Source organism: Acinetobacter sp. TGL-Y2, assembly GCF_001612555.1.
Taxonomy (GTDB): domain Bacteria; phylum Pseudomonadota; class Gammaproteobacteria; order Pseudomonadales; family Moraxellaceae; genus Acinetobacter.
Genome location: NZ_CP015110.1, coordinates 1,573,859 through 1,586,568 on the forward strand (window position 1 = coordinate 1,573,859; position 12,710 = coordinate 1,586,568).

Genomic DNA, 12,710 nt, shown 5'->3' on the forward strand with positions numbered 1-12,710 from the left:
ATCCATTATTTATTGTTCAAGTTATTAGGAAGATCGGTATCACGCTGATGAGTGAGACTCTGTTTAATTCGATTGTATAGGGTTAAGCCAAGCAAAATGCCCATAAAAACCAGCAATCCATGGCACAGATAACTTAGATAAATAATCTGGGATGAAAAGACAGGATAAATCACAATCATCACTGCCAGTAGACTAAACCAAAATGCGCGATCACTTTTCCCCATCGGACCATCGTAACGACGCTCAGCGCCAACCAAAGGTGCCATTACACCTGCATATTCGGTTAAAATTGCAAGAAAACTAATGAGGAGTAATAATTCATTTTGGATAAACCCAAAAGCAATAAAGCATAAATACAGCGCTGTATCTGAGATCACATCACACAATTCATTATAAAATGCACCGAGCTTGGACTGCTGATGAAACTCACGTGCCAACATGCCATCTACTGCATTGAATGCCATACGAATCAGCATCCACAGCGGTAGAAGTAATAACATCCAGTGAGGCGGATGACTCAGAAAATAAAGATAAAGAAACAGTGCCAGCCCCATGGAGAGAAACATTGTTATCAGCGTCACTTGATTTGCAGTGACACCGATTCGATACAGCCATTTGACTGCAGGACGGAGTAGATTCTGAAATGCGGGTTTTAATTGATAAATGGATGGCATTTTAGGATTGGATTTTATTCTGTGTCATGATTCTAAGCATGTTGTTGACTTAGATACAAGTAAAATAAATAGCCTAAGCAAATTAACAATTGCTTTTTATAAGATTATAATCATTTCAAATCATCAATATCCGATCCCTATGACGCCTGCAATGAAACTACTGAAAAGTCATAAAGTTGATTTGGTAGTGTCTAAATATGACGTGTTAACCACTTATCTTTCATGTCTTGATTGTATTTTAATAAAAACATATGCAAGACAGCTTCATGATTTTCTTTCTTCTTCGAAAAGCTTAAAGTTTTCCGTGTAAAACGCCCTAAGCGATTTCTTAATGTGGCATTGAACCGCTCAACATGGTTCGTTAAACCTGTATGTTTACCTACAGAGCGATGGGTACCAGGATCAAACACCTCAGCATAACTTGACCAATAATCACTACATGTTGCTAAATTAAAGTAGCTTGAGGGAATACGGCAACGTAAATCTGTACATGTTTTATCATTGCGCTGACCACATACATAAGCGACGACCTGACGTGTACGACAGCATAGTGCAATCCAACTCCAAACCTTATGACGACGAGCTTTTACAAAGCTCCAAAGTTCATCCAGTTCTAGAACATCTGTTGGATGAGCATCAAGTAATTCGTCACTCAATTTCCTGTTGTTTACTTTTTTTTATCCATCCCATGAGCGTTTGAGGTGCAACACCAAATAGACGCTGCATGCCTCTTAAACTGCCTCGTTCAAGATAAGTATTGATGATGAGTTCTTTTTGCTCTTCGGTATATTTGATTTTAGGTTTGAGCACACTTGATCGACCGCAATCTTTACATCTGAACTGCGCATTCCCGCTTTTATTGTGTCCATTCTTATAAATATTTGCTGATTGGCAACGGGTACATAAGTAGCTTATCGTTTCTATGATCATGTTTAAGGTCTATTACTCAGGTATTTTTAAGTCTATTCTAGATTGAACCACGTTAATTTTGCACACTACCGTTGATTTTTCCGTGCATGAATATAACCATGATATAAATGCCAAAAGCTTTGGTTTAGAAGCTGCGGAAAAACTGGGCTTAAATGTTGAAGATGTGTTTAAGACATTGATGGTCACAGATGATAAAAATTACTTTGTGGCAATTTTACCAGTACATCATCAACTCAATTTAAAGAAAGTCTCTAGCGCATTGGGCTGTAAAAAATTACATATGGCTGATCCCAAAGATGCAGAGCGTTTAACCGGGTATTTAGTCGGTGGAATCAGTCCACTGGCACAAAAGAAACATTTAAAAACAGTGGTGGACGCATCCGCTCAATCCAAAGAAAAAATTTATGTCAGTGGGGGCAAGCGTGGTTTGGATATTGGACTAAATCCGAATGATTTGAGTCAATTACTCAATGCTGCATTTATGGATATCGTGGATAAATAAGTATCAATAAAATGTACGCTCACGAAAAACTGTCTTCTCAAAAGTGAGAGCAACTCAAGATTAAGTGCCATTTTTATAACAAGACCTGAAGTGTTCATCAGATCTAACGATTTCTCTAAAAGCCTGCTTTAAAACAGGCTTTTAGCTTATAAAAATCTCAAAACAACATTGGCTTATGATCAACGCTTATAAACTTTATAAAGACACTATGGAGTATACGATCCTCGTCCATTGTGGCTAAAGCTTGGTGTTAATCATGCGTTTTTCCATTAAATATTGCTGGGCGATAAAAACATCTTCATCTTTTTGAGGATGGATAGCATGCCATTGATGATTTGCATCCAGCTCCCATGCTCTTTGATTGTCTTTGAGATAACTCAGCAGTCCATCTTCAATAATTTGTTTTTTAAGGTGTTTGTCTTCTATTGGAAAACAAGTCTCTACTCTTGAAAATAAGTTGCGTCCCATCCAGTCGGCACTGCCACAGTACAGTTTATCTGCACCATTTTGCTGAAAATAATACACACGCGTATGCTCCAAGAACCGCCCTACAATGGATCTGACCCGAATATTTTCCGAAAGTCCCTCGACCTGAGGGCGTAAGCAACAAATTGAGCGAATCAGTAAATCAACTTGCACACCCGCTTGGGAGGCACGGTAAAGCGCTAAAATCAGCTTAGGTTCAGTCAGCGCATTCACTTTAATGATCATTCTTGCAGGTAAACCTGATTGTGCAATCAAAATTTCCTGATCGATCAAATGCATCAACTGATCATGCAGTGTAAACGGGGCATGAAATAATTTTTTTGGTTTGGCCATACGGCCCATACCGGTCAATTCTTGGAAAATTTTATGCACATCTTCACAGATATCATGGTCAGTGGTGAGTAGGCCGTAATCCGTATACATCTTGGCATTACCAGCATGGTAGTTACCTGTCCCCAAATGCACATAACGCTTTAATTTGTCCGCTTCACGGCGTACCACCAAAATCATTTTGGCGTGGGTTTTATAGCCCACAATGCCATAAACAACCACTGCACCCGCTTCTTGTAAAATGTTGGCGACTATGATGTTCGACTCTTCATCAAAGCGCGCCCGTAACTCAATGATTGCAGTGACTTCTTTGCCATTTCGAGCAGCTTCAGCCAGCACTTGTACAATTTCCGAGTCAGGACCACTTCTGTATAAGGTTTGCTTAATCGCAAGCACATTCGGGTCTTTGGCTGCTTCTTTGAGTAAGTTAATCACGGGGCTAAAAGAATCAAAAGGATGGTGTAACAGTACATCTCTTCTGCTAAGCACTTCAAAAGTTTGATTCGGATTCCTCACTGCTTTGGGAATCAGTGGCATAAAGGGTTTGAAGCGTAATTCTGGCACGGGAAAGTCTGTAAATAAACGCGCTAAATTGACGGGTCCATCGACTCGGTAAAACTGTTCATAAGGTAAATCAAATTTTTCCAGCAAATACTGGTTAATTTGATCAGGGCAGGAGTGATCCACCTCCAAACGAACTTCACGACCAAAACGGCGCGATGACAGCTCATCTTTGAGTGCCACTGCCAGATCATCTGCATCTGCGGCTAACGTTAAATCTGCATTTCGTGTCACTCGAAATTGATAACAACCTGTCGCAGTCATGCCGGGAAATAGATCGCTGACATGATGCTCAATAATCGCAGAGAGTAAAATATAGTGCTGCTGTCCATCGCACAATTCTTCTGGTATACGTACGACATTGGGTAAAGAACGCGGTGTCGGTACAATCGCAAGTTCAATATGACGTCCAAAAGCATCTTTACCTTCTAAGGTCACAATAAAGTTGAGACTCTTATTGACTAGACGTGGGAATGGATGCGCTGGGTCTAGGCTAATCGGGGTGACTACAGGTTGAATTTGAATTTGAAAATAATTTTTTAACCAAGCTTTATGTTTATCTAAAATATCTTCACATTGAATGAACTGAATACCGTGTTGTTTTAATTGCGGTAATAAAATTCGATTTAAAATATCGTATTGTTCTGTTGTGGCTTGGTGCGCTGTATCTGAAATTTGCTGTAGAATAATTTCAGTAGGAATATTGTCAGGTGCAGTAGTAATACCATTTAAATCCAGTTGTTTAAGTAAACTGGCAACACGAATCTCAAAAAATTCATCTAAGTTACGAGAAAAAATGATTAAAAAATTCAATCGTTCTAGAAGGGGATGGTTTTCATCAAGTGCTTGGGCTAAAACCCGTTTGTGAAATTCTAAAAGAGAAAGTTCGCGGTTAATGTAGGTTTCAGAGCTATGTTGAGTCATTTGAGAGGCAGGCATAATAGCAAAATTTAATTAACAACTGTCTTATTAGACCGTGTTTGCATGGTACGTTTTGATTGTGACACTAATATTACATTACTCTTGAAAAAAAAGAATTAGATCCGCTAAGTTTTTAAATCTAAAACATTTTTAATGAAGGGTTCTAAATGCGATTAACATTTAACTCAGATAAATAAAACACCCTCAACAGATGTTCATGGAACAGTTGAGGGTGTATTCAAATACTGACTTTTGAGATTAGAAGTCGTAACGCATACCTAAAGATAGACCCAGTGCATCCTCGCCTTTAAAGCCTTTAACGTTATTTGTACGTGCTTGCTCCCAAGGCGTTAAGCTTGAGTTTTTGTCATTTAATACCGTTGCAATGTTGCCATAAACACGGACTGCTTTATCCAGACGATGCTCTAGACCCAATGCAACCAATGTTGCGTTTGCTTCAGATGCATCAACATCACGATGCATGACTTGACCGCGAACATAGGTTTTAGGTGCGAACTTATAATCAGCAGCAATACCAATCACTTGAGCATCTGGATTTGCGACATCATTATCATGAGTCAAATATTGGTATAAGCCACCCACATTGAGTTCTGGTGTGATTTTATAGGCTGCTGCTAAACGGACACCATCACGTTCTCCGCGAGTCGCATCTTCTTCATAATGCTCATATGCAGCCGCAAAATCAATTGGACCTTCTTTATACGTTAAAGCCAAATCATAAGCTTTATTCTTTTTAGAGTCGCCCTTAGCATGATCTGCGGAATCTTCCACATATCCCGCTGTATTGCTTTCGTGTAGAGACAATGCTGCAATTACATTAAAGCCAGTGCCTAACTTTGGTGACTTATACTCAATGGTATTTTCATTACGCTCATCAAAACGTAAATTACCCGCACGAGTGACATTTCGCAAATCACCCACTTGATCGCCAAAGAAGTTAACTGGACCACGCGCTGCTTTAAATGGACTATCAAAACGACCGACACGCGCTTGACCAAAGTCACCTTTTAAACCAACAAAAGTATCTCGAGTTGCAAATTCTTTACCGGAGTTTTGACCGCCACTGGCGAAGTTGATTTCTTGCTCAATTTGACCAAATACCGTCATGCTATTTTCTAATTCTTGTTCTACTTTAAAGCCTAGGCGTGATGAGTTTGAAGAAAGTCCAACATCGTTATAATCTTTACCATCATCTAAATAATCTAATGATATATGTGCACGACCATAAATTTTAACGTCTGCTGCCATCGCCAAAGCAGGTGTTAAGAATGTTGCCCCAATTGCCAATGCGCAAAGTGTTTTTTTCATTTGTAGCTCCAGTAAAGATATTTTTACTTTGTCCGAGTCATCATGAGCAAATAGCATTGTTATTGTGTCTACCGCCCTCTAATGGAGCTAAGTATCGGTGAGAAATAAGTCATTCGTGTTAAGGAAATATTGCAAATTGATTAAATCGTCTTCTCAGATTATTCACATTGGATTTATTTTTATTTTTTAAAACAAATATTTAAAAACTATTCAAGTTTCTTTAAATCTTTTGCGAGAAGGCTCAAGTAGTGAAATTACAAGACATCAGCATAAAAAATGGAGCCGAAGCCCCATTTAAGAATGAATCAAATCTAGACCTAAGTAAAATTAAAGCGCAGCTTTAATCTTGTCTGCAAGTTCTTGAATTTTAACATGATCACCCATTTTAATGGCATGTTTACCTAGCTCGTGCACCGAGCTAGGAATCAAGTGGAAATGCACATGCGGTACAGTTTGACCTGCAGCAGTACCTGACAATTGCATCAATACAATCCCTTTCAGATCGAGCGCCTTTTCCATGGCTTTTGCCACTTTTTGCACAATTTGAATGGTATAGGCAGCTGCACTTGGATCTAAATCAAGTAAAGTGACAGCGGGTGACTTTGGAATCACAAGCGTATGACCTTCAGCTTGAGGCATTATATCCATAAAAGCCAAAACTTGATCATCTTCATAGACCTTGATTGCAGGAAGTTCGTTGCGTAAAATTCGTGCAAATATGTTTTGATCATCGTAAGTCATGTGTATTCCTTGCTGTCAGTCGTTGAGCTGTTTATTTACAGTTCAATTCTTTCTGACGATCCTTAATCGAGTCAAGCTTTTGTTGCTCTCTTTCACTAAATTTTGGTTTAGTTGTATTACAGTTGGCATCACCAAATTTTGCTTTAGCTTCTGGGTCTTTAAAACAAAAACCTTTGGCTGCATAAATGATGTTGTAATCATCTTTTAATTTTTCACACTCTTTTGCTGTATCTGCAAAAGCACTTACCCCAACTGACATAGAGCACGCAGCGATCATTGAAATTAATAATTTATTCATGAGAAACCCTCAAATGGACATTTTGTATTGTCACTAGAATTATTATAAGTCCAATTTAAGGGTTTTCAATGGCGAAAAATTATTCTAAGGTAATTTTACTCCATGATTCGTACATTTTTACTGCTGCAGAAAAGTCACTATCGGCATCCGAGGTTGCACTTGCGGCTTGGATTAAGCTCTGACTTAACGCAATAACAGGGGCAGAGAGTTTTGCGTCTCTTACCAAATCTAAAGCAATGCCTGTATCTTTGGCGAGTAAAAGCAGAGCAAAGGTATTCGGGAAGCTTCGGTTAAATATACGCTGGCTGAGAACATTTTCAGTGACCCCACTTTTGCCACTTGAAGCATTGATGCAATCGAGTGCTTCATTTAAGTTTACGCCGTGAGCTTTGAGTGTGGTAAAGCCTTCAGCCGCAGCACACAAATGCACAGCAAGTAACATATTGTTTACAGCTTTCACGGCAAAGCCTGCACCAGATCCACCCACGTGTTTAATCAGTTTACCGAGCGCTTGCATCGCGGGGAGGGCTTTATCGAACACTTCAGCATCACCACCGACCATAAAGGTGAGGGTGGCATTTTCCGCGCCTATAGTTTGTCCACTTACGGGTGCGTCTAAAAAAGAAACATTTTTAGACTTTAAGTAAGTCGCTTGTGTACGCGCAATGTCTGGGACGCCACTGGTGCAATCAATCCAAATTGCGCCAGATTTAATGTCGACTTGATGAATAATTTCATCGACCTGATGGCTGGTGGGTAAACAGGAAAAAATAATATCCGCTTGGGCCGCTTCTGCTAGTGTAACGGCTTGAGTGTTGAACTCAGCTGCATGTTGTTTGGCTTTATCAACATTTCGATTCCAAACCAAAACGGAATCAAAATGTTGAGGTAAATGCGCTGCCATGCGGTAACCCATTGCGCCCAATCCAATAAATGCAACTGTTGTCATATCATTTACTCTACTGCGGTTTGTTGGTTGACTGTTAACGGTGTCGATCTACGGGCTAACCATTCGGACAAGAGCGGCCAAAATTCTTCAGCACTTTTTTGGCTTGACATCAAGCCCAAATGCCCCCCTGGAATAAGAGTAAACGTGACATCTTGGCTACTTGTCAATTCAGTCAATGGTCGTACAGAGTCAGCTGTGACCATCTGATCGCTACGACCCGCGCCAATCAAAAGCGGGCAATTTATATTTTTTAATTCTATTTTCTTGTCTTTTAATTCAATAAAGCCTTGATTCAGTGGGTTTCTAAGCCATACATTAAACAACATATCTTGATTAACTCCAGCAGGATAGTCAATCATATGGTTGAGAAAATAACCTAATGTGGCATGCTCATGTAGTAGTTTTTTATCATCTAAGTTGCTTAATAACTGTTTATGACCTTCGTACCAACCCTTAGGATCTAAAATTTTAAAACCAAAAGCATTTAGTACACCCGGCGTATGCAAGATTCGTTTGGGAATAATCCCTGCATAAATTTTACGTTGTAAGCTTCGATTATGATCTAGAAAACGGTTAACTCGTGCATACAGTTTTCCAATAGCACCCGACGCATAGCTGTCAATAGGACTACCTAAAACCACTAAATTTTTGACATAATGTTTTTTTTGTAAAGCTGTGTATAGCAAAACAAAAATTCCAGACATACTCCAGCCATGCAAAGAAATCAGATCTGATTTTGAGTGTGCACGAATCTGCTCAATACACTTTGGAATCGCATCATCAATGAAGCTCAAAAAATCCAAATCGCGATCTTTATAATTAAAATGCCCCCAGTCGACCAAATACACATCAAAGCCTTGATCTATATAATATTTGATCAGTGAACGATAAGGATATAAGTCATATATATCCATTTTAATCGCAAGGGGGGCGACAAAAACCAAAGGTTCTTGGTATTTTTTTTCAGGGGTAGCGTAATAGCGGATTTTACTATTGTTATATGTCCCAATCACCTCGTAGGCTGCGGCTTGAGATAAAACCAATGATTTGCCATAAAAAATTCGTGTGGTTAAATTTTTAAGTTTGCTTTGTTTATCTAATAAGCTATTTTTGAATTGTTGCATGAGCTGCGAATTTCTCATAATCATGTGATTTGTTCGAAGTGTAAGCGATATTTATATATTTTACCTTGACCTTAAATGCCGTAGGCGCTCAAAATGTTGGCAATTATTTACAAAGGCAGTCGATCGACTGAGTCATACCAATGAGCCAACAAGACGACATCGAATATCAACTTGATACATTAGCACTTCGTACAGGTCATACACGTAGTTTTGAGGGTGAGCATGCAGAGCCTATTTTTCTCACTTCTTCTTTCGTTTATGCTAATGCTGCTGAAGCTGCTGCTAAATTTTCAGGTCAAGCATCTGGAAATATCTATTCGCGCTTTACCAATCCGACGGTTGCAATGTTCGAAAAACGCTTGGCTGCAATGGAAGGCGCGGAGCGAGCAGTCGCAACCAGTACTGGTATGGCTGCGATTATGGCGGTTGCGATGTCGTTTTTAAAAATGGGTGATCACGTGATTTGTTCACGTGCGGTGTTTGGTTCAACCGTTGCCTTATTTGAAAAATATATATCCAAGTTTGGTGTCGCGGTTGATTTTGTCGATTTAACCGATGTAGACGCTTGGAAAAAAGCGGTGCGTCCTGAAACCAAATTACTTTTTGTAGAATCACCGTCAAACCCACTGTCTGAAATTGCAGATATTCGTGCATTGGCGGATATTGCACACGCCAATAACGCACTACTTGCGATTGACAACAGTTTTTGTACACCAGTCTTACAGCAGCCATTAACATTGGGTGCAGATCTTGTGGTGTATTCTGCAACTAAATATTTAGATGGTCAGGGCCGTGCCTTAGGTGGTGCAGTGGTGGGCAATGCACAATTGCTTGAAGACGTATTTGGATATGTACGTACCACAGGTCCATCTATGAGTCCCTTCAATGCTTGGGTGTTCTTGAAAGGACTAGAGACCTTACGCATTCGCATGAAAGCCCACTCAGAAAGTGCGCAGACGGTGGCAGAGTGGTTACAAAAACACGATAAAGTTGAAGATGTGTATTTTGCAGGTTTAAGCGATCATGTGGGTCATGAACTGGCGAAACGTCAGCAGACAGGCTTCAGTGGTATTGTCTCTTTTGTTGCAAAAGGTGGCCGTGAAGGCGCATGGAAAGTCATCGACAATACGCAATTCATCTCGATTACTGGGAATCTGGGCGATGCAAAATCGACCATTACTCATCCCGCGACCACAACACATGGTAAATTATCGGATGATGCCAAGAAAGCTGCAGGAATTTCTGAAGGTTTAATACGTTTATCTGTTGGTTTAGAAGATGCAGATGATATCATTGCAGATATTCAGCGTGGTTTAGACTTGATCTAAGACATCAATTGGTTTTGAATTTTTTGTTCGGAGATTTTTATGAACATTAATATGCTCATGCAACAAGCACAGCGTATGCAAAAAGATATGGAAGTGAACGTTAAGAAAGCGAAAGAAGAGCTTGCGCAAACTGAAGTTCATGCAGAAGCGGGTGGTGGGTTGGTTAAAGTGACCATGACTTGCCGTAATGTGGTTAAACGCATCGAAATTAGCCCAGAGCTTTTGCAAGATGATCCAGATATGATCGAAGACTTGATCGCAGCGGCAATGAATGATGCTGCACGTCAAGCTGAAGCTGTTTCTGAAGAGAAAATGAAAGTTGCAAACTCAGGTATGGGCTTACCACCAGGTCTTGCAGGAATGTTCTAAGGAAGTCTATTTGTGTTTAGTGATCGATTTGATCAACTGGTGCAAGCCTTAAGAATTTTGCCAAGCGTTGGGCCAAAATCGGCTCAACGTATGGCATTGCATTTGATTATGAAAAATAAGCAAGGTGCAATTGGCTTGGCACAAGCCTTAAATGAGGCGACGTCTTATATTCATGAATGTAGTGTGTGTCACTCTCTGACTGAAGCAGAAGTTTGTAATATTTGCTTATCGCATGATCGAGATGCTTCACTGCTCTGTGTCGTCGAATCACCAGCGGATGTGATGGCGATTGAACAAAGCGGTAGTTTTCGCGGTAAATATCATGTTTTAGGCGGGCATTTGTCACCTTTGGACGGGATTGGTCCTGAAGAGGTTGGTATTCCATTTTTGATTCAGCGCCTGTCACAAGGTGAGGTTCAAGAAGTGGTCCTTGCCACCAATGCCACTGTAGAAGGTCAGGCGACTGCACACTATCTGGTTGAAGCAACACGACATTTGCCTATTCGCATGACGCGCATTGCACAAGGCGTGCCTCAAGGCGGCGAACTTGAATATGTCGATAGTCATACCTTAAGTCAGGCAGTCCATAATCGCATGCAAATGAAATAAGCACATCAGGTGCTTATTTTTTAAAGCTAAAACGACAATAAAAAATGTGCATTATTTAGGTTAAATCTTAAGATATTGAAATCCTTAATTTTCAGTGAACTTTAATTTTAAATCGGTATCTTAAGTCTTTAAAACTATTGAAGTTACAATTTTATAATAATTTTTGATTGATAAACATGACTTTGTGAAGAAGATGTGTCTAGAAGTTATATTTAAAATTTATATATTCAGTTAGAATATTCAACACGTAATGTAATACCTGATCTAGACAGATATGTTCCAATTTATTAGTCAACAAAGTGAATTAGATGGTGTACTGGCTTTGATGAGTCAAGCCACGGTATATGGTTTAGACACAGAATTTATAAAGGTGGATACGTTTTGGCCTAAGCTGGGTGTGTTGCAAATTAATGTGAATAATCAAGTTTTTTTACTCGATGGCACATCACTTGATTTAACCGCTTTCTGGCAAAAAATTTTTAAAGCCGAACAAAATATTTTCCACGCTTGCGGTGAAGACATTGATCTGATTTATCATTATTCAGATCAAGCACATTTGAATAACGTGTTTGACACTCAAGTGGCGATGTCATTTTTAGGGCATGGACTTCAAGTCAGTTATCAAAATGCGCTCAAGCAAATGCTAGATATTGAGATTGATAAAGGGCAAACGCGCTCGGATTGGTTAGCACGACCATTAAGTCTAGAACAAAAAAATTATGCTGCAAATGATGTGCTTTATATTATGCAGCTCTCAGATAAGCTTCAGGCAGAATTGAATAGCAAACAATTGTATGACTATGTGCTTGAAGACTGCTCAAATTTAACCTTAGAAATCGCAACCGATACGCCTAAAGAAAAGCTCTATGCAGAAGTAGGGAATTATCGACATTCACGAAAACAGTTAATGCAATTGCAACTGCTCAGTGTCTGGCGCGAAGAAATGGTCAAAGCACTCAATCAGCCACGGAGTTTTGTTCTTAAAAATGCCACCATGATTGATTTGGTTGAACAAAATCCAAAAAATACTTTTCAATTGTCGCAAGTCAAATATATTCGTCCTAATGTGGTGCGTGAATTTGGTAAAACCATTTTAGACATTATGCAGACTTTACCTGCACCTGAGGCGTGGCCGCTACGTATTGCACGTCCAATTCGTCATTCATCTAAAGATGTTACGCAAACGGTGGACGACTTGATTGAACAGGCGGCACTGGATATTCAGATTCCCAAAGAAGTGATGATGCGTAAAAAATGGCTCAGCGCATTGTATCAACATGTGGTTTTTCGCGGCGATGAACAAGATTTACCGCCGTATTTGCTGGGATGGCGATACAATGTATTGACCCAACCGCTGATTCAGCTTTTGCATCAGGATGCTGATTATTTGAGTGCGCAAATGAAAGTGGCTGAATAAATAGCCTGATATACCAATTCGAAGCTCAATAAGTCGTTGGTTAAAGAACTCTCACTTGTCGAAAAGGCGACTGATGCGTTAACAAAGGTTAATGTTTCCAAAATTATTTTGATGTATGCTTTGCATTAAGTTTAATGGGTGT

14 protein-coding genes are annotated in these 12,710 nt (G+C 39.6%); 5 read left to right on the forward strand and 9 right to left on the reverse strand.

Going from position 1 to position 12,710, the window contains the following annotated elements:
• Positions 1 to 5 precede the first annotated feature (5 nt).
• From AMD27_RS07370 to AMD27_RS07380, 3 genes are all read right to left on the reverse strand, one after another.
• Entirely contained in the window at positions 6 to 674 is a 669-nt protein-coding gene (locus AMD27_RS07370; RefSeq protein WP_067658386.1) for a CDP-alcohol phosphatidyltransferase family protein, read from the reverse strand.
• Between the two features lie 191 nt (positions 675 to 865).
• Positions 866 to 1,330 carry an IS1 family transposase gene (locus AMD27_RS07375; RefSeq protein WP_067656583.1) on the reverse strand — a complete coding sequence of 155 codons (465 nt, stop codon included), beginning with the start codon at positions 1,328 to 1,330 and terminating at the stop codon, positions 866 to 868.
• The gene (locus AMD27_RS07380; protein ID WP_067656586.1) at positions 1,323 to 1,604 is read right to left on the reverse strand and encodes a transposase-like zinc-binding domain-containing protein; all 282 of its coding nucleotides are present in this window, start codon (positions 1,602 to 1,604) and stop codon (positions 1,323 to 1,325) included. Before AMD27_RS07380 ends, AMD27_RS07375 begins: the two co-directional genes overlap by 8 nt.
• 55 nt (positions 1,605 to 1,659) lie before the next feature.
• On the opposite strand from AMD27_RS07380, the gene ybaK reads away from it, so the two are divergent.
• Positions 1,660 to 2,106 (forward strand): Cys-tRNA(Pro) deacylase, encoded by a 447-nt coding sequence (gene ybaK / locus AMD27_RS07385; protein ID WP_067658389.1) that lies wholly within the window; start codon positions 1,660 to 1,662, stop codon positions 2,104 to 2,106.
• Between the two features lie 237 nt (positions 2,107 to 2,343).
• Here the strand turns inward: ybaK and ppk1 are convergent, their stop codons facing one another.
• The 6 genes from ppk1 to AMD27_RS07415 form a co-directional block, all read right to left on the reverse strand.
• On the reverse strand, positions 2,344 to 4,407 hold the full coding sequence (gene ppk1, locus AMD27_RS07390; protein ID WP_265733176.1) for a polyphosphate kinase 1: 2,064 nt from the start codon (positions 4,405 to 4,407) through the stop codon (positions 2,344 to 2,346).
• Between the two features lie 255 nt (positions 4,408 to 4,662).
• Complete coding sequence (locus tag AMD27_RS07395) at positions 4,663 to 5,733, reverse strand: porin (protein WP_067658396.1); 1,071 nt, start codon at positions 5,731 to 5,733, stop codon at positions 4,663 to 4,665.
• Between the two features lie 327 nt (positions 5,734 to 6,060).
• A complete protein-coding gene (locus AMD27_RS07400) occupies positions 6,061 to 6,474 on the reverse strand; it encodes an HIT family protein (RefSeq protein WP_067658399.1) in 414 nt (137 codons plus the stop codon).
• A 31-nt stretch (positions 6,475 to 6,505) separates the two neighbouring features.
• On the reverse strand, positions 6,506 to 6,772 hold the full coding sequence (locus tag AMD27_RS07405; protein WP_067658402.1) for a YARHG domain-containing protein: 267 nt from the start codon (positions 6,770 to 6,772) through the stop codon (positions 6,506 to 6,508).
• 79 nt (positions 6,773 to 6,851) lie between these two features.
• Positions 6,852 to 7,721 (reverse strand): NAD(P)-dependent oxidoreductase, encoded by an 870-nt coding sequence (locus AMD27_RS07410; protein WP_067658405.1) that lies wholly within the window; start codon positions 7,719 to 7,721, stop codon positions 6,852 to 6,854.
• Between the two features lie 5 nt (positions 7,722 to 7,726).
• Positions 7,727 to 8,845 (reverse strand): alpha/beta fold hydrolase, encoded by a 1,119-nt coding sequence (locus AMD27_RS07415; RefSeq protein ID WP_067658408.1) that lies wholly within the window; start codon positions 8,843 to 8,845, stop codon positions 7,727 to 7,729.
• A 140-nt stretch (positions 8,846 to 8,985) separates the two neighbouring features.
• Between AMD27_RS07415 and AMD27_RS07420 the strand changes: the two genes are divergently transcribed.
• From AMD27_RS07420 to AMD27_RS07435, 4 genes are all read left to right on the forward strand, one after another.
• The gene (locus AMD27_RS07420; protein WP_067658411.1) at positions 8,986 to 10,173 is read left to right on the forward strand and encodes an O-succinylhomoserine sulfhydrylase; all 1,188 of its coding nucleotides are present in this window, start codon (positions 8,986 to 8,988) and stop codon (positions 10,171 to 10,173) included.
• 39 nt (positions 10,174 to 10,212) lie between these two features.
• Complete coding sequence (locus AMD27_RS07425; protein ID WP_067658414.1) at positions 10,213 to 10,542, forward strand: YbaB/EbfC family nucleoid-associated protein; 330 nt, start codon at positions 10,213 to 10,215, stop codon at positions 10,540 to 10,542.
• 12 nt (positions 10,543 to 10,554) lie between these two features.
• Positions 10,555 to 11,151, forward strand: coding sequence for a recombination mediator RecR (gene recR / locus AMD27_RS07430; protein ID WP_067658417.1), 597 nt, complete (start codon positions 10,555 to 10,557; stop codon positions 11,149 to 11,151).
• A gap of 274 nt (positions 11,152 to 11,425) precedes the next feature.
• Entirely contained in the window at positions 11,426 to 12,568 is a 1,143-nt protein-coding gene (locus tag AMD27_RS07435; RefSeq protein ID WP_067658420.1) for a ribonuclease D, read from the forward strand.
• Positions 12,569 to 12,710: the final 142 nt, after the last annotated feature.